Genomic DNA, 16,639 nt, shown 5'->3' with positions numbered 1-16,639 from the left:
CTGGCTGCCACTCAGCCCACCCTCACCAGCTCGCGGGTCCCTACCAAAGTCCCGTGGCCGCAAGGTAGCTTGTACCAGTGAGTAACACTGAGCTGATGAACACAGACCCCTTTGAGGCCGCGAAAGCCGCCGCCGACTTCATTGCCGCGGAGACCGGCGTCGAGTCCCATGACGTAGCCCTGGTGCTCGGATCCGGATGGGCGGAGGCTGCGGATTTGATCGGTGAAACCACCGCCACCCTGAACGCCACCGAAGTTCCCGGCTTCCACAAGCCCGCCGTGGTGGGCCACGTTGGCACCATCCGCTCCGTCCTGACCAAAGAGGGCAAGCGGGCCCTGGTCCTTGGCGCCCGGACACACTACTACGAAGGACGCGGCGTGCGCTCCGTAGTCCACGGTGTCCGCACGGCAGCTGCCGCCGGATGCAAGACGCTGGTCCTCACCAACGGATGCGGCGGGCTCAATGAGGACTGGACCCCGGGCACTCCCGTACTGATCAGCGACCACATCAACCTCACCGCAGCATCTCCGCTTGAGGGCGCGACGTTCGTTGACCTCACCGACCTCTACTCCTCCCGCATCCGCGACCTCGCCCGTGAAGTAGATCCCTCCCTGCAGGACGGCGTGTACGCACAGTTCACCGGGCCCCACTACGAAACACCGGCAGAGGTCCAGTACGCCAAGCGGATCGGGGCAGACCTGGTGGGGATGTCCACGGCGCTGGAAGCAATCGCCGGCCGCCACGCAGGCATGGAAGTTTTCGGCATCTCGCTGGTCACCAACCTCGCCGCCGGCATCAGCCCGGTTCCCTTGAGCCACGCCGAAGTCCTTGAAGCCGGACACGCAGCCGGAAAGCGGATCTCCAAGTTGCTGGCAGAGATCATCGCCAAACTCTAGCTTTGCCCGGGCAACTCCGCCGGGAGTGGGATCCCGCCCCTTTAAGACCACTTTTAGGGGCGGGATCACACCGCCCGTTGCCCCTGAAGCGCTCAATGAGGATAGTTTTGACCCTATGACATCCAGCGATGCCGCATTTGACCAGCTGCTCACCGACGCCCGCCAATGGGCCTCCCAAGACCCGGACCCGGCGACGTCGGCTGCCTTGGAGGAGCTGACGGAGCTCGCCGAGGGTGGAGATGCGGCAGCAGTGCAGGAACTGGGCGACAGCTTCAGCGGCACCCTGCAATTCGGCACGGCCGGCCTGCGCGCAGCCCTCGGCCCCGGCCCAAACCGCATGAACCGCGTCGTGGTCCGGCGCGCAGCAGCAGGCCTGGCAGCTTTCCTCACGGAGACGGTTGCCGCAGCGGCCCCGGGGACCCGGCCGCGCGCCGTCGTCGGCTTGGACGCCCGCTACAACTCGGACATCTTCGCGCAGGAAACTGCCGCGATCTTCACCGCCGCGGGCATAGAGACGTTCCTGATGCCCGCAGCACTTCCGACGCCGTTGCTCGCCTACGCGGTCAGGAACCTGGACTGCGACGGCGGCGTGATGGTTACAGCCAGCCACAACCCGCCGCAGGACAACGGCTACAAGGTCTACCTCGGGCGGCATGCTGTTTCCGAGAGCGGACGCGGCTCCCAGATCGTGGCTCCCTACGATGCGCAGATCGCGGAAAAAATCGACGCTGTGGGTGCGCTGGACTCCATAGAGCTGGCCGATAGCGGTTGGACCGTACTGCCCGTGGCCATCGCCGCGGACTATCAAGCCGCCATGGCCGGGCTGGTTGACCGGGAACATTTCCCGGCCCGGGACCTCAAAATCATCCTCACCCCCATGCATGGCGTCGGCGGCGAAACAGCTGTCTCCGTCCTGAATGCCGCCGGATTTGGGGATGTCACTCTCGTGGCTGAACAGGCTGAACCCGATCCGGACTTCCCCACTGTTGCCTTCCCCAACCCCGAAGAGCCTGGTGCGCTGGACTTGGCGCTCGCAGCTGCCGCGGAGGCCGGCGCGGACATCGTCCTGGCCAACGACCCCGACGCCGACCGGGCTGCGGTGGCCGCCTTGGACCCGTCCACGGGAACCTGGCGGATGCTTCGCGGAGATGAAGTGGGCGCGCTGTTGGGTGCACACATCGTGGCGCGGCGGGCAGTCGGTGAAGGCGAGGAAGCCAGGGAGGGCGTCTTCGCAAACTCGATCGTTTCTTCGCGCCTTCTGTCCCGGATCGCCGCTGCCGCGGGGTACGCCCACGAGGAAACGCTCACTGGCTTCAAATGGATCTCACGGGTTCCCGGCCTCACCTACGGGTACGAGGAGGCCTTGGGGTACTGCGTTGCGCCCGAGCTGGTGCGGGACAAAGACGGTATCTCAGCGGCGGTACTGATCGCGGAACTGGCAGCAGCTGCCAAGGCCGAGGGCAGGACGATCTTTGACACCCTTGACGATCTCTACCTGGTGCATGGCCTGCACGCCAGTGACCAGTTGAGCATCCGGGTGGCGGACCTTGGACTGCTGGATGCCATGATGAACCGCCTGCGCGTCAATCCGCCCGAAGCGTTCGGAGGCTCCGCCGTCGAGGTCTTTACCGACCTCGCCGAAGGAAGCGAAGCCTTGCCGCCCACGGACGGACTGCTGTACCTGACCCGGGACCAAAGCCGGGTCATCATCCGGCCCAGCGGCACCGAGCCCAAGCTCAAGTGTTACCTGGAAGTCATCCAGCCCGTGGAGTCCGCCGCGGAACTTCCCGGTGCCCGCCAGGCCGCACGAACATCCCTGGACGATGTCCTCAGAGACGTCCGCGAAGCGTTGGGGCTTTAGAAGCGTCGGTCTTTAGCCGGGTTAGAGTTCAACCTCGATGAAGCCATCCACCAACCGGGTGGCGAACACATCGAGGGCGAGCTCGGGGTTGGTGAAGCACTCCCCGGTTTCGAGGTCGTAGACCTCTTTGTGCAGTGGTGATGAGATGGTCGGCCGGCTTCCGCGGGATCCGATGATCCCGCGGGCCATGACGTTGGCCAGTGTTGCCGGGTCCTGCTGAGCCACGGCGAAGACCTCGGTGGACGCGATGCGGAACAGCGCAACCTGTCGGCCTGCAACCAGTGCCGCCTCGCCCCAAGCCAGCTCGAGTTCATCCAGCGGGCAAATCCTGTGCCACTCGCCGGTAACGGCAACATCCACGGCACGGTCCAGAATTACGGTCATTTCAGCCCCTCTCACTCTGTCCGGGTGCTGGCATTTTCGCCGTCACTCCCCCGGACCGGGCCACGCTTGCGGCCACTCTTCCACGCTAGGACCCTGGTGTTTCATCAGGTGTCCGCGTTTGTGTCCAGCGCGTAAAAGAGACCTCACGCCTCACGAAATGCCGTTGTGATGCAGAAGTTAAGATCACGAAACAAAAGGGAAACTGACGCGAAACTGCCCATACCTAGTCTGGAACCACGAGTTGCAGCAGATCCGTCTGCAACGTCTGCGAAAGGCCCACCAGTGACCGGACACACTTCAAGCACAGAGAACCCGCGCCGCGTCGTCGTCGTCGGCGGCGGCCCCGCTGCCCACCGTTTCACCGATGCCATGGTCAACCGCGGTCTTGAAGGCTGGCAGGTCACGGTGCTGACCGAAGAGGCCCACCTCCCCTACGACCGCGTGGCGTTGAGCAAGGCCCTCACCGAAACCGGTGTGGACCTTACTTTGGGCGACGCGTCCATGTGGGACCACGAGGCGCTGACCCTGGTGACCGGCGAGCGCGCCGTGAAGATCGACTCCGCCTCCAGGAGTGTCCTTACCGCTGCGGGGAACACGTACGAATACGACCACTTGGTGGTGGCTTCGGGCTCGGATGCAGCCCGCCTCCCGATTCCCGGTGCCGAACACACTCACGTGTACCGCACGCTCGATGACGTCTGGGCCATCAACAAGGCCATCGCCGAGCTCCGGGAAAAGCTGGGCCGCAAGGTTAACGCGGTCACTATTGGTGGCGGCTTGCTGGGCCTTGAGTCCGCTGCCGGCACCGAACAGTTGGGTGCCACTCCCATTGTCATCAACGGAGCACCCTGGCTGATGAACACGCAATTGGATGAGGGTGCCGGGCAGTCGCTGGGTCGCCTGATTGAGGCCAAGGGCTTTGAGGTCCATGGTGGCGTGTTCCCTTCCGAAGTACTGACGGACGACGACGGCAACGTCACCGGCGTCTTGATGGCGGACGGCCGCACCATCGAGGCGGACATCGTGATCGTAGCCGTCGGGGTCAGGCCCCGCGACGACCTCTTCCGCGCAGCAGAGGGTGAGGAGCAGCTGTTCAGCCTGGGCCAGCGTGGCGGCGTGGTCATCAACGATTACTGTGCCACTGAGGTGGAGGGCATCTGGGCGATCGGTGAAGTGGCCAACTTCGGAGGCATGTGCCTTGGATTGGTGGCACCTGCCAACACCATGGCCGAGATCGTTGCCGACCGCCTGCACGGTGGCGAGGCGACATTCCCCGGCTTCGACACTGCCACCAAGCTCAAGCTGTCCGGCGTGGATGTGGCCAGCTTCGGTGACGCGTTCGCCCGGACCGAGCATTCCCTGGAAATTGTCTACGCCGACCCGGCACGCGGCGTTTACCAGAAGATCGTCACCACCGATGATGCCAAGACCCTCTTGGGCGGCATCTTCGTGGGCGATGCTTCCCCCTACATGAGCCTTCGCCCGCTCCTGGGCCGCGAACTGGCAGCAGAACCCGGCGCGTATTTGAGCGCCGCGGGTGGAGGTGAGGCACCTGAGACTGAACTGCCCGACGATGCCATCCTGTGTTCCTGCAACAACGTGGCCGCCGGAACCATCCGAGACACCATCAATGGGTGCGGTGCCTGCGAGGGCAACTCCCCCGTGCAGGAACTCGGCGAGCTCAAGGGCTGCACCCGTGCCGGCACCCAATGTGGTTCCTGTGTCCCCATGCTCAAGAAACTCCTCGAAGGCGAACTGACGAAGTCCGGCATCGAAGTTTCCAAGGCACTGTGCGAGCACATCAGCCTCTCCCGCCAGGAACTCTTCGACGCCATCCGGGTGCTGGAACTGACCTCGTTCGAAGAGATCATGGCCAAATACGGCACCGGCGCGGGATGCGATATCTGCAAGCCGACCATTGCCTCCATCCTGGCCAGCCAGCACTCGGCCTACGTTTTGGATGCCGGCCGAGGTTCGCTGCAGGACACCAACGACCGCGCCTTGGCGAACATGCAGAAGGACGGCACGTATTCGGTGGTCCCCCGCATCGCAGGTGGTGAGATTACCCCCAAGGGCCTTGGCGTCATCGCAGCCGTCGCCGAAAAGTACAACCTCTACACCAAGATCACCGGCGGCCAGCGCATCGATATGTTCGGTGCCCGGCTGGAGCAGCTCCCGGACATCTGGAAGGAGCTGGTGGATGCCGGTTTCGAGTCCGGGCAGGCTTACGGCAAGAGCCTTCGCACAGTGAAGTCCTGTGTTGGATCCACCTGGTGCCGTTTCGGAGTACAGGATTCGGTGGCCATGGCCATTGCGCTGGAGCTTCGCTACCGCGGCCTCCGCAGCCCGCACAAGCTGAAGATGGGTGTTTCCGGTTGCGCCCGCGAGTGTGCCGAGGCCCGGGGCAAGGACGTGGGAGTGATCGCCACCGCGGACGGCTGGAACCTTTACGTAGGCGGAAACGGCGGTGCCACTCCGGCACACGCCCAGCTGCTGGCCAAGGACCTGGACGACGAAACGCTGCTGAAGTACATCGACCGCTACCTCATGTACTACATCCGCACCGCCGACCGCCTCCAGCGCACCGCGCGCTGGCAGGAAGAGCTGGACGGCGGCATCAAACACGTCGAGGAAGTGGTGGTCAACGACTCCCTGGGCATCGCCGAGGAGCTTGAGGCCGCCATGGCCAAGCACATCGACACCTACGAGGACGAGTGGGCAGAGACTTTGAAGGACCCGGAGCGCCTCCGCCGTTTCCGCTCCTTCGTCAATGCTCCCGACCAGAAGGACGAATCCATTTCCTTCGTTCCGGAGCGTGGCCAGATCCGTCCGGCTACCAATGAGGAAAAGGGTGGCGTGCTCATCGCGTCGACCATTCCGGTCCGCAGCGAAACCGTCGGCGCAGGAAACTAGGGGTTCACCATGCAGCTCACCATTGATCTCACCGACCGCGACGTCCTTGTCACGGGCTCGGACACCTGTGCCCGCCAAGCCATCCGGCGATACCAGGCTGCCGGGGCCAACGTGTACCGCCTGAGCGCACCGGCGGGGGTACCAGGTGACGGGCTGCTCCCGGAGCGTCCGTTCCTGGTGGCCATGGTGGACGACGGCGACGACGGCTGGCTGCCGTTGGTGGAACGCTGCCGCGAGGCCGGTGTGCCCGTGGCTTTTGAGCCTGCCCCCGGCGCGGAGGGTCACGTGACTTTGGTGGGCGGAGGCCCGGGAGCCCTGGACCTCCTGACCGTCGGCGCCGTGGACGCCCTGCGTGATGCCGACGTGGTGTTCTATGACCGCCTGGCCCCTTACCAGGAGCTCGCCGATCTGACCTCTGCGGAACTGGTGGACGTGGGCAAGCAGCCTGGCCTTCACAAGGTAACGCAACGCGACATCGAGAAGCTGATGGTCGAAGCTGCCCTTGCGGGCAAGAACGTGGTCCGGCTCAAGGGCGGGGATCCCTACGTGTTCGGGCGTGGCGGCGAGGAGGTGGCTGCCTGCGTTGCCGCCGGGGTCCCGGTACGGGTCATCTCCGGCGTCACCAGCGCCATCTCCGTTCCCGCCGCAGCCGGCATCCCGGTCACGCACCGCGAAGTAAGCCACATGTTCACGGTGGTCTCCGGCCACGCACCCTTGACCGAGACGGAACACATGCATTTGGCCGGCCTTGGCGGGACGATCGTGGTCCTCATGGGCATCGGCACACTTCCGCAGCTGGCCGCCGGGTTGCGCCGGGCAGGGATGAAGCCGGAGATGCCCATGGCCGTGGTGGAACGCGGTTACCGTCCGGGGCAACGCACCACCATCGCTGACCTGGGTACGATCGAAACAGCTGCCACCGGCTGCAGCAATCCGGCTGTGCTGGTCATTGGCGAAGTGGTCAGGGTAGCCGAGGCCAACCGCAACCACGCTGAAGCATCCGCTGAACTGAGCCGCCTGGCGGCTTCGCTCCTTGAAGCCTGAGGGTAAAAACTTATGACTGTTGCACGCACCTTTGAAGTCCAGGACCCCGCTGCTGCACCGGAAGTTTCCGAGGCCGCCGATGCGCCGCTGGATGGATTCCGGATCGGAGTCACCTCGCACCGCCGTTCCCGTGACCTCATTGAGGCCCTGGAGCGCCGCGGTGCGAGCGTGTTGCACGCCCCCGCGCTGAAGATCGCCCCGGTGCAGGAAGACATGGTACTTATTGAGGACACCCGCACCATCATTGCCGCGAAGCCGGATATCTGCATCGCCACCACCGCATACGGCATGCGCCGGTGGTGCGAGGCCGCTGACTCTTTCGGCATCGGAGAACAACTCCTGGACGCACTCTCCGCCTGCCGCATGTTCGTCCGTGGACCCAAGGCCCGCGGTGCCGTACGCGCGGCCGGTCTTGCCGACGTCGGAATCAGCAGTGACGAAACCACTGCGACACTGGTGGACATGCTGCTGGCAGAAGGCGTGCGCGGCAAGACGGTGGCCGTGCAGCTGCATGGCTATACGGACGTCCGCCAGCTGGAACGGCTGCGCATGTCCGGCGCCATTGTCCTGACCGTCACCCCCTACCGCTGGGTGAAGCCCGACGGCGAGGACAAGCTCCCGCGCCTGATCGAGGCTGTGGTGGGCGGCAACCTCGACGTCCTGACCTTCACCAGCGCACCAGCCGTGGACGCGATGTGGAGCACAGCCCACGAAATGGGCCTTTACCGTCAGCTCATCGAAGCCCTGAAGGGCCCCGTGACGGTTGCCGCAGTGGGGCCCGTCACCGCACAACCACTGGTCGACGCCGGTCTGACGCCACTGATCCCTGACCGTTACCGCATGGGGGCGCTGATCCGGTTGGTTACCGAGCACTTGTCCCTGAACCATGTGCGCCGCTTGGAGACCAAGAGCGCCACCATTGAGCTGCGCGGGCGTTGCCTGCGGATCAACGGCGAGGTGATCGACCTGGCGCCCGCTCCCCTGCTGCTCCTGCGTGCCCTGCTCGGCGCGGGCGGGGCAGTGTTGTCCCGCGAGGCGCTCTCGGACCTGTTGGATCTGCGCGGCTCCGTGCATGCCCTGGACATGACGGTCAGCCGGCTGCGCTCCTCCCTGCCCGATGGCAAGCTCGTGGAAACGGTAGTCAAGCGTGGGTACCGGCTGCGGGCGTAGGTGTACTGCCCAGGCCGCCTGCCTGGGGTGCCTGCCTGAGTTGCCTGTCCGGGCTGCCTGCCGGCAGTTGTGGCGTCCAACCACCTCAGGCCGCCTTCACCAAGGGAAGTTCGTCCCAGTTGGTGGTGTACCGGGGACTGAGCATGTCCCGTTTCATGGACCAGTCGGGTCCTCCCTTGATTCCGGCGTGCCCCAAACCGATGGAGCCCCGGCCGTAGCGCTTGCTGACTTGCTCCAACAGGGGGCCGATCCCACGTTCCTCGTGCCGGTTCTCAAAGATCTCCAGCGGTTTCTGGTTCCCGCTGGGGCGGAGGTCAGTAACCATGATCCCGGCCTTGGCGTACCTGACGCCTTCCTGGATCCTGGGAACCAATGCATGGGCAGCCTTGGTCAGCAGCACGGGATCCGAGGTGGGTATGGGCAGCTTGACGTTAACCGTCGGAAAGGACTTGTCGTTGGGGTTATAGACCGAAGTGGCGGCAAAGGCCGTGAGCAATTTTGCTTGGAGATCGTGTTTGGCGAGCCTGGCACTTGCCATCTGGCCGTAGACGCTGAGCACCTGCCGCAGCTGCGCCGCCGTCGTAATCGGCGTTGAAAAGGAGCGGGAGAAGATCAGCTGGTCCCTCCCGATCCTTTCCTCCTCCATCGGGATGCACGGGGTGCCCTGCAATTCCAGCACGGTGCGCATCATGACAATGGAGAACTTGTCCCGCAGGGCCACAGGGTCGGCCCGGACCAGGTCAAGGATGGAGAAGATCCCCATGGCGTTCAACCGTTTGGTCAGCCTGGTGGCTACGCCCCAGATCTCAATCACCGACAGCCGTGCCATCAAGGCCTCCCGTTGGGCCCCAGGAACCGAGTCCCAACGGCACACTCCGTTGAAAGCCGGATTATGCTTGGCCCATTTGTTGGCCAGCTTGGCAAGCGTCTTGGTACGGGCAATCCCCACGCAGACCGGCACGCCCACATGCCGTTGGCACGCAGTTTTGATGGTCCGTCCCAGTTCGAGCAGCTCTTGCGGTTGACCTTTTACCCCCAGAAACGCCTCATCAATGGAGTACACCTCCTGCCACGCCGAGTAGCGGGCCAGGAGTTCCATGACGCGGGAGCTGATGTCCCCGTAGAGCTCGTAGTTGCTTGAGAGGGCAATGAGACCCCATTCCCTGGCCCGTGGAGCAAGTTTGAACCAAGGTTCCCCCAGTCCGATCCCCAGCTTCTTCGCTTCCGGAGACCTGGTCACTGCGCAGCCGTCGTTGTTGGACAGCACAATCACTGGCTTGCCCTCCAGCGAAGGGTTGAAGGCACGTTCCGCCGACGCATAGAAACAGTTGATGTCCACGTGGGCGATCTCTTGCATCCGGTGCATGAGTGCTGGCTTGGACATCGGTCTCCTCCGTTCGGCCTTAGCACGCGTGCCGCGATTCTGGAGCAGGACACGCCGCACATTCGAACATATATTCGAATACATTTACTGTACCGCCAGGCCCCGACAAATAGCTGAGCTCTTCCTACCCGATGTCCACGGCAGCGGTAAGGCATCCGTACGACTGGCTCCGTTGAACCAATCCTCGCCAACCATTTCGGTCGTTGTATTCGATGTTCGTGAACGGCGCTCCAGCAGCATCGAGTCGATCGGTTTCCAGTACAAACACGTTGTCGAGTTCGACGCATGTATGCCTGACAAATCCACCGTCAAAAGGGCTGTAGTCGTGTCGCGGGTTCAGGCTGGCGGTGCCTGTATCGTTTGGACCCAATGATGTAAACCCTGTCAGGTGTCAGAATTCCCTTCACGCGCTTCCCATCCTAACTATCGGAGTGCGTCACGGAGATGTTGTTGGCCAGTGTCCCAAACGTGGCATCGAGGCTCAGAGCATAAGCCTGTTGGCCCAAACCTATCCCGGCCTGTTGACCCGCGGTTCGCGAGGAGATGGAGAGATTGTTGTACTTGGACTTCCGCTTCAACCTCATGGCAGGATGGTCCGCCGGAGTGGGTCTGGTCGAAGCAGGACCGCCATTCCACCCAGCGTCGTTGACAAAATTGTTTGGAATCGGCCCCCAACCATCAACATTGGAGTTCTTGGCTGTGTCCGCGATCATGTTGTTGCCAGACGAAGCGATCTGGCCATTAACGCTCTCTGACTCCTCAAGCCAAAAGCCTTCGCCGCCGCAATTCTGCGCTTCGACCGAGGAGAATTCGCAGGAACCGTAAATCGTGGTACTCGGAATTGGAGAGGTTGAAAAGGCCTCGACCGGAGAACCGGACGAGGCCTTTCGTAGCCAGCAGGTTGAGGCGTGTAGCAGTAACTACCAGGTAACCAAATCCATCCCCGCGCTGTTCGCAATCGTGCGCGTAGACGTAAACCACACGTATCGACTGCAGTAGTTGGCCCCGCCGTCCCGAACGCTGCCGCAATTGCCGTAGTTATATAGGGGGCCAGCGACGGCCTGGATCATTCCGACAGCGCCGACGCTGCCATTGCCGTAGGGGGCAAGTACGGGCCCACCGCTATCCCCTTGGATTGCGGCACGCTGACCGTCCACTGTTTGGTAGCCCTCGATTTGGGAGGCGTAACCGTACCCGTCATTCCAGGAAAAATTCGTGTAAAGGACGCTGATATTGCAATGCACGCCGGAGTTCCCGCCGCTTGTGCAGATCCAGTCGCCCAATGAAACGTCGTGGAATCCAGCAACAGGTTTGGAATATCCTGCCGTGTTGTTCCACGCGCCGTCAAACATCCAACGGCTTCCGCCTTCGGACAGCATGGCGGCTTGACCATCGGGAGTATCCCACCACTGCATTCCTGCTGAGGATCCGGTATTGTCGCGGGCAGTCCACCAGCCAGATCCCTCACAGTGGCGGGCCGTATTGGTCCACTGCCCTGTTCCCGTTCTGGCTTTCAGCGCAAACCCAGTTGTGCAAGCTGTTTGGTTGCTGTTGAGTATGTACGCACCTGAGTTGAAGGGGTGGGAGTCATTCATGCGAGTGGCGGGGCGTGACTGGACTCCATCAATGACTTGGATAGGCCACTTGGTAATGTCGCGTGCAAGGTTCTCCACTGCAGCCCGTTCCGATGATGTGAGCAGGCCGCCTTCATTCTTGACGGCGTATCCGCGGATGGATATTTCACCTGAATCATCGCCGATGCCTCCGATGGAAGCTATCTTGAATCCCAGCGGTTCAAAGGCCTTGTCATTATTTATGAGGGCTTGAGTCGCCGAATCAATTTCGGGGACCGAATATGGACGCTCGGAGAATGTCACCATGATGCCTCGCTTTCGTCCTTCGTTGGCGACGGTTTCGCGAAGCAGGGATGAACCCTTCCACAATGCCTTTACAGAAAGGCTTTTTGCATCATTAACCTGTTCAACGTAGCCAGCATCGTAGATTCCCGGGACCTGTGTGATCCAGTACTTGAAGTCGGAGAGCTTCTTCTGGTTGTCCAAGAAGTCGACACCTACACTCTTGGAGTATTCCTCGATAGCGCCCTCCCCCGGCGGCGTGACCGGGGCATCCGATGCCGCCACGGCGGGGCTGATAATGCCGAGCAGCAAGACAAAAGTACCTGCTGCAATGGGTAGTGGTTTCTTCAATGAATCCCCGTCCAGTGCGGGCCGATTCGGTCTCGGTCCGTGTTTGATGAATTATTCAATGTCTTAAGACTGTGGCGGTCCGCAAGGCTATGCCCGAGCCGCGTATTGCTCCCTAATACCTGAATCCGGGGCAGTTCAGATCGCGCCGAAAGTCAGGGAGTCTTGACCTCTCGTCCATGTCAGCGCCCCGTTGGTGTAGTTGAGTTGAACGCCGTCCTTGAGGAAGTTGAGGGCCCAGGTCTGCTGTTCACCTCTCGCAGCATCAACACAGCCGGATGCGCCGATCGCGAGCTTCCCGGACAATGTCATGTTCGAGCCATCAATGGTGACGGGGGTGTTCACTGGTCCACATGGAAGAACAGCCGTCAGGTATGTTTCCTGACCAACTCGGTCCAACTGTGCTGTCACTTGTCCCTCGCTGACCCATGCCATGGGCTGACCTTCAGCAGTACCGGCTGTACTTTTGAACTTCCCGCACGGCGCATCAGGCAGGAATTTCGTGCACTCGCTCGAGGGCGACGCCGACCCGGTGCGCACCTCGGGACCTACGGCCGGCGTTCCTCCGGTTCCGCACGACGAGACGGTTATTGCTGCCAGCCCAACGGCAGCAATACTCAAGAACGACCGCAGTGTCTCCATAACTCCCCCAGCAAAATGATCAACAAAAGCGAATACTAATTGATTAAACGCAGAGCATACCCCGCCCAAAAAGTCCAGAAAAGGTAAGGCGTGCACAGGTCTCGAAGCATACGGTTCATTTACCTATTACACAAGCAATTTTGCTTGGAATTTTGATAGCAAAATTCAAAGGATGCTGATGACCATCCTTTGCCTCGGTAATTCCCGGAAGTTACTCAAACACAAGTAGACGGGCTGCCCTCTCCGGGTCAGTCAGCCTGCTTCAGGGAAGGCGACGCTGTTTGCCCCGAAGCTGGCCACCGCTGCCACAAATACAACACAGCGTCCTCGCAGAGATACTGCGGAGGGAAGTCGCTGAACGCTGTTGTCCTGACACTGTTCGAACGCGCTACGAACCCGCTATGGACTTAAAGATTCGCGACAACGATTTCTCCGCCTGAATGGTCACAAGGTGTCCCATTCTGCAGAATCAACGCCCTGTGGACCTGCTGAACACAGCGCAATCCACCGCGCTCATGTTGACGCTGGCCGGGTACCCCCCCCATGACGGGCAGCGTCCTTACGTCTGCAGATCATCTAGACGTTTCAGCCCAGACAAGGACCGCGTTTGACCACCGCCGACGAAAACTTCAAATTAGTCCAACCGCTTATCGGCACGGTGATTGACGGCGGCATAACCCTCCTGGCTGCCGCCATTCCGTTCAATCGAACAAACAAGGCCAGCAAGAAGCGACAGAAACGGATTGACCAGCTCCCGTCCCAAAGGATTACTCGACGGAGAGACGCATAGGGCGGCTCAACTCCCTGCCTGATAAAGAGTTGGCGACGGAATGTCCGCCACTTCCCAGGATTGGTCCGGGCATCGTCGTCCCCTCATTTCCCTCCCACCCCCGCTAAGGGAACGTCACGTCACCTGGACGACCGAATGGGACGGGACCATCCAATCGGCCTCCATCGTCCTGGACACTCAGTTCGCGTCAGGAGAAACCCTCGAGGTGTTTGGATCCTGGCTGGTATCCAGTCCGGCTCCGTTCGTCCCGCCAGTTATTCGTTCAAAAGCTATTCGGCAAGTTACCGATAGCCGCCATGAATCTGCCGCTTCCTGCGCCGAAGAAGTCGGCTGCCGATGATGGCTACAAGGTGTTTCCTGGCTAGTGAGTGGCGACCCTAGCGCGGCACCACGATCTCATCGACTCCGCACTGGAGCACAAGGTTGCCACTTCCGCCCGTCAGTATGCAGTCCTTGGGGTCGAAGAACTGTGTGGCGGACAGCCACGGGACGCTTCGCTGCCAGAGCCCCCACGATTTTTGTGAATAAATGGAATAGGTTTGTGGGTCGAACCCTGATTGTTCGACGATGACACTTTCTCCACTGCTGGCCTTGACTTCGGTGTAGGTTGCCGCCTTGGCGGCCAGCCCCATGCCAGCAGAATACATAGACCACGGCAGAGCCGCCGCGACACTGGCCAGAACTGCAAGTACAGCAGTCAGCCGCCGGAGCCAGCCACGGGAAATCCGCCTGACCAACGCCGGTACAAGCAGAGCCAGTGCCACCACGGCAGCAAATCCGCTCAGAAGGTGAGCGAACAGAATGAACGCCCACCCCGGCATAACGAGGTAGACCAGAACCTCAGGCCATGAGTCGCTGACCCACGCTGCGGAGGCTTGGGCGACCGCTCCCAGCAACACCGAGACGAGGGCCGATGCGATGCCCCACATGAGGCGCGAGGCAATAGATCGCCTCGAATCCGCTTCCGCGGAAACCTCTGTCCCTACTCGAGAAGCGCCCAACCGGGCCGCCGTTACGTCGTCTCCCGGCACCCGTTTCCGCACACCGCCATCCAATCACGCTTCTGACGTCGCCGTGGCGTCGCTGTCAGCGGAGCCAGCGAGGGAACCGGGCAATCTTTTCAGGTTTTGTTGCGCCCATTACCAATAGGCCGTGTGGTTCCTGCAGCGCGCCCGTCCCCTGGTCCGGATCCGAAGGAGCGCTCAAGGGCAGCGATGAGCGGGGCAGGCGCCAGCCGGTCCAACAGGTCCACCGGCCTGGCATCCCGCAGTCCTGGGCAGCCGGTGACCATCCAGGCCGAAAAGTAATTGTGCGGAATCCTCAGTTCCATGGCACGCGCAAACAGGCACAGCACCACGGGATGCAAGGACAAGTCTTCGCGGAATTGGAAACCGGGACAGTACGTGCCATCTGCGGAAAACACGCGCACCAGTTGTTGCATCACAGGTTCGGGATCCTCATGTAGCTTCGCGAGCCGATGACGGACCCTCTCCAGATCCGGCAAGCCGAATTCGGCGCCCATCCGTTCCCACAGTTCGCTGGGAACGGGCCCTTGCGAACGGGGCGGGCTCAAATGTGGTGCAGGCATGTGGTGGCAACTCCCCAGATGGTGAGTTCAGAAAGGGCCGGCACGCGGATGTCCGGGTACTTGGGATTGTCGGCCTGGAGGATCACTCCCGTGGGCGTGACGCGGAGCCTTTTGATGGTCAGTTCCCCGTCGAGGACAGCGACGACGACGGACCCATCCCTGGGCTCCAGTGCCCGGTTGACGATCAGCTCGTCACCATCACTGATCCCTGCACCTTCCATGGACTGCCCTGTCACCCGGACCACGAAGGTGCTGGTGACGTCCTTGATGAGGTGCTCGTTGAGATCGATCCGGCCATCAAAATAGTCCTGCGCCGGCGAGGGATAACCGGCCGCCACCGGGAGAGGCGCCAGCAATACTGACATCAGGGAAAAGCCCGCATCTATCACGCGGGGGCCGACTATCACGCCCACAACACACCTTTATTCGAATATATGTTCGATACTTGAGTGTACAGCGGATGACGGACATTGTGGTCACCCCCTTGGTTTCCGCGGCGCAGGAGGCCGGCGGAATGGGGGTTGCAGCCGTTTACGCGTCCTGGCAAAAGACCGGTACTTTAGGGAAGGTCAAGCCAACGGAGGCTAGGCAGGAGACTCAAAAAACCACCGTCTTCGACTGCAGGGTTCAATGCCGCGATGTTGTACCCCAGTCGCGCTGTGCATCGCGAATTGGAGAGCCATGACCGCCCGGAGCAAGGACGTAGCTGATGCGCTCAGCGCCGATGTCACCCGTATTTTCAAGGAACGCTACCCGGATGAGCTGGCACACGCACGGGCCGTCCACGCACGCTCTGAGAAACTGGTTCTCGTCTTGATGTTCTCCACGGTGGCGCTGTGGTTCCTCGGCCCCGCGCTGTTCCTGACCGGTCTTATCAACCAAGTGGTCGTCATCGTGGTGCCGGGTCTGATGACCCTTGCGTTCCTCACCGTCGCGCTCGTAGCAATCGTCCGCAACCGGGCTGCGGCGAGGCCCGTCGTCGAGTACGCAAAGCAATGGGGTCAGAACGTCACAAGCGTGACGACGAGGGGCATTACCGTCGCTGTTCCTAAGGGCGCTGTCACGGTGCCCGCGGAGTTCCGTGAGACGCGCAGGGTCACCCGCCAGCCCTGATGCCGCTATGGCGCCAAGCCCGGAACAGCGCTGCACGGCACCACCTGCACCTGGCCCGGGCGGTCTCCGCGGAGGTCTGTACGGCGGAACGGGACGAGTCATACCCTGAAGCTGTTCAGCAACGCGAAGACCCGAAAAGAGGGCGGCCATGGCACGGGATCCCAAACCTACGTTGGAGCAATTGAACATCCTCCTCGGCGAGTGGGAAACATCAGTTCCGGGCAAGGATGTGCCCGGCCGGACCGCCTTCGAATGGTTGGAAAGCGGCGGCTTCCTCATCCAGCGTTCCACGGTCCAGCGGCCGGAGTACCCCAATGCGGTCAGCGTCATTGGAGCCACCGGCTCGGATGGAGCCTTCCAACAGCATTACTTTGACTCCCGGGGCATGGCAAGGATCTACGACATGACGCTCAAGGACGGCGTGTGGACCCTGTTCAGGGATGGGCCCGACTGGCCGCAACGCTTCGTTGGCCACTTCTCCAAGGACGGCAACACCATTACTGCCCGGTTGGAACGCGGGACCTACCCCGGCGGGCCGCTGGAACACGACTTTGACATGATCTATACCCGCATTGCCTAGCGCGCGCTGAATCCACTGTCTCCACCTCATTTACAGATCACCTGCCCGGTGGGAACATAAGCCCCATAGT

Annotated in this window: 16 protein-coding genes; 8 read left to right on the top strand and 8 right to left on the bottom strand. The window is 61.8% G+C overall.

Annotated features, from left to right (window positions below; all coding sequences use genetic code 11):
- Positions 1-95: 95 nt before the first annotated feature.
- Entirely contained in the window at positions 96-896 is an 801-nt protein-coding gene (locus LDN85_RS07105; protein ID WP_209320074.1) for a purine-nucleoside phosphorylase, read from the top strand.
- Positions 897-1,011: 115 nt separating this feature from the next.
- Positions 1,012-2,757, top strand: a complete 1,746-nt coding sequence (locus LDN85_RS07100) for a phospho-sugar mutase (protein ID WP_223944985.1) — start codon at positions 1,012-1,014, stop codon at positions 2,755-2,757.
- 21 nt (positions 2,758-2,778) lie between these two features.
- Here LDN85_RS07100 and nirD read toward each other — a convergent pair whose 3' ends face one another.
- Positions 2,779-3,141 (bottom strand): nitrite reductase small subunit NirD, encoded by a 363-nt coding sequence (nirD, locus tag LDN85_RS07095; protein WP_026542744.1) that lies wholly within the window; start codon positions 3,139-3,141, stop codon positions 2,779-2,781.
- A 282-nt stretch (positions 3,142-3,423) separates the two neighbouring features.
- Here nirD and nirB point away from each other — a divergent pair, with 282 nt between their 5' ends.
- Genes nirB through LDN85_RS07080 form a run of 3 tightly spaced genes read left to right on the top strand, consistent with a single transcriptional unit; the run spans position 3,424 to position 8,268 of the window.
- Positions 3,424-6,054 (top strand): nitrite reductase large subunit NirB, encoded by a 2,631-nt coding sequence (gene nirB / locus LDN85_RS07090; protein ID WP_026542745.1) that lies wholly within the window; start codon positions 3,424-3,426, stop codon positions 6,052-6,054.
- Positions 6,055-6,063: 9 nt separating this feature from the next.
- The gene (gene cobA, locus LDN85_RS07085) at positions 6,064-7,098 is read left to right on the top strand and encodes a uroporphyrinogen-III C-methyltransferase (RefSeq protein WP_223944984.1); all 1,035 of its coding nucleotides are present in this window, start codon (positions 6,064-6,066) and stop codon (positions 7,096-7,098) included.
- Between the two features lie 12 nt (positions 7,099-7,110).
- Positions 7,111-8,268 carry a uroporphyrinogen-III synthase gene (locus tag LDN85_RS07080; protein WP_223944983.1) on the top strand — a complete coding sequence of 386 codons (1,158 nt, stop codon included), beginning with the start codon at positions 7,111-7,113 and terminating at the stop codon, positions 8,266-8,268.
- A gap of 85 nt (positions 8,269-8,353) precedes the next feature.
- Here LDN85_RS07080 and LDN85_RS07075 read toward each other — a convergent pair whose 3' ends face one another.
- The 4 genes from LDN85_RS07075 to LDN85_RS07060 form a co-directional block, all read right to left on the bottom strand.
- Positions 8,354-9,652 carry a Y-family DNA polymerase gene (locus tag LDN85_RS07075; protein ID WP_223944982.1) on the bottom strand — a complete coding sequence of 433 codons (1,299 nt, stop codon included), beginning with the start codon at positions 9,650-9,652 and terminating at the stop codon, positions 8,354-8,356.
- 419 nt (positions 9,653-10,071) lie between these two features.
- Complete coding sequence (locus LDN85_RS07070) at positions 10,072-10,236, bottom strand: hypothetical protein (protein ID WP_155854103.1); 165 nt, start codon at positions 10,234-10,236, stop codon at positions 10,072-10,074.
- A 336-nt stretch (positions 10,237-10,572) separates the two neighbouring features.
- Positions 10,573-11,859 (bottom strand): hypothetical protein, encoded by a 1,287-nt coding sequence (locus LDN85_RS07065; RefSeq protein WP_155854102.1) that lies wholly within the window; start codon positions 11,857-11,859, stop codon positions 10,573-10,575.
- Positions 11,860-11,994: 135 nt separating this feature from the next.
- On the bottom strand, positions 11,995-12,201 hold the full coding sequence (locus LDN85_RS07060) for a hypothetical protein (RefSeq protein WP_026542751.1): 207 nt from the start codon (positions 12,199-12,201) through the stop codon (positions 11,995-11,997).
- 157 nt (positions 12,202-12,358) lie between these two features.
- Here LDN85_RS07060 and LDN85_RS07055 point away from each other — a divergent pair, with 157 nt between their 5' ends.
- The gene (locus tag LDN85_RS07055) at positions 12,359-12,517 is read left to right on the top strand and encodes a hypothetical protein (protein ID WP_155854101.1); all 159 of its coding nucleotides are present in this window, start codon (positions 12,359-12,361) and stop codon (positions 12,515-12,517) included.
- A 1,148-nt stretch (positions 12,518-13,665) separates the two neighbouring features.
- On the opposite strand, the gene LDN85_RS07050 is transcribed toward LDN85_RS07055, so the two are convergent.
- The 3 genes from LDN85_RS07050 to umuD form a co-directional block, all read right to left on the bottom strand.
- Complete coding sequence (locus LDN85_RS07050) at positions 13,666-14,217, bottom strand: hypothetical protein (RefSeq protein WP_223944981.1); 552 nt, start codon at positions 14,215-14,217, stop codon at positions 13,666-13,668.
- A gap of 191 nt (positions 14,218-14,408) precedes the next feature.
- Positions 14,409-14,876 (bottom strand): hypothetical protein, encoded by a 468-nt coding sequence (locus LDN85_RS07045; protein ID WP_223944980.1) that lies wholly within the window; start codon positions 14,874-14,876, stop codon positions 14,409-14,411.
- The gene (gene umuD, locus LDN85_RS07040) at positions 14,858-15,289 is read right to left on the bottom strand and encodes a translesion error-prone DNA polymerase V autoproteolytic subunit (protein WP_223944979.1); all 432 of its coding nucleotides are present in this window, start codon (positions 15,287-15,289) and stop codon (positions 14,858-14,860) included. The genes LDN85_RS07045 and umuD overlap by 19 nt, the downstream gene beginning before the upstream one ends.
- Before the next feature lie 268 nt (positions 15,290-15,557).
- Between umuD and LDN85_RS07035 the strand changes: the two genes are divergently transcribed.
- Positions 15,558-15,989 carry a hypothetical protein gene (locus LDN85_RS07035; protein ID WP_223944978.1) on the top strand — a complete coding sequence of 144 codons (432 nt, stop codon included), beginning with the start codon at positions 15,558-15,560 and terminating at the stop codon, positions 15,987-15,989.
- 148 nt (positions 15,990-16,137) lie between these two features.
- A complete protein-coding gene (locus LDN85_RS07030; RefSeq protein WP_026542755.1) occupies positions 16,138-16,569 on the top strand; it encodes a hypothetical protein in 432 nt (143 codons plus the stop codon).
- The last annotated feature ends 70 nt before the right edge of the window (positions 16,570-16,639 follow it).

It is taken from the genome of Arthrobacter sp. StoSoilB20, assembly GCF_019977295.1.
GTDB classification, from domain to species: Bacteria; Actinomycetota; Actinomycetes; order Actinomycetales; family Micrococcaceae; genus Arthrobacter; species Arthrobacter nicotinovorans_A.
The sequence above is the reverse complement of the archived record's forward strand: the minus strand, read 5'-3'. Positions and strand labels throughout refer to the sequence as shown.

What these genes read in the sequence shown, in the direction of transcription:
- LDN85_RS07070 (WP_155854103.1), bottom strand. Translation starts at nt 10,236, where the DNA reads ATGAGGTTGAAGCGGAAGTCCAAGTACAACAATCTCTCCATCTCCTCG.
- LDN85_RS07100 (WP_223944985.1), top strand. Translation starts at nt 1,012, where the DNA reads ATGACATCCAGCGATGCCGCATTTGACCAGCTGCTCACCGACGCCCGC.
- LDN85_RS07105 (WP_209320074.1), top strand. Translation starts at nt 96, where the DNA reads ATGAACACAGACCCCTTTGAGGCCGCGAAAGCCGCCGCCGACTTCATT.
- LDN85_RS07045 (WP_223944980.1), bottom strand. Translation starts at nt 14,876, where the DNA reads ATGCCTGCACCACATTTGAGCCCGCCCCGTTCGCAAGGGCCCGTTCCC.
- nirD (WP_026542744.1), bottom strand. Translation starts at nt 3,141, where the DNA reads ATGACCGTAATTCTGGACCGTGCCGTGGATGTTGCCGTTACCGGCGAG.
- LDN85_RS07030 (WP_026542755.1), top strand. Translation starts at nt 16,138, where the DNA reads ATGGCACGGGATCCCAAACCTACGTTGGAGCAATTGAACATCCTCCTC.
- LDN85_RS07075 (WP_223944982.1), bottom strand. Translation starts at nt 9,652, where the DNA reads ATGTCCAAGCCAGCACTCATGCACCGGATGCAAGAGATCGCCCACGTG.
- LDN85_RS07080 (WP_223944983.1), top strand. Translation starts at nt 7,111, where the DNA reads ATGACTGTTGCACGCACCTTTGAAGTCCAGGACCCCGCTGCTGCACCG.
- cobA (WP_223944984.1), top strand. Translation starts at nt 6,064, where the DNA reads ATGCAGCTCACCATTGATCTCACCGACCGCGACGTCCTTGTCACGGGC.
- LDN85_RS07035 (WP_223944978.1), top strand. Translation starts at nt 15,558, where the DNA reads ATGACCGCCCGGAGCAAGGACGTAGCTGATGCGCTCAGCGCCGATGTC.
- LDN85_RS07050 (WP_223944981.1), bottom strand. Translation starts at nt 14,217, where the DNA reads ATGTGGGGCATCGCATCGGCCCTCGTCTCGGTGTTGCTGGGAGCGGTC.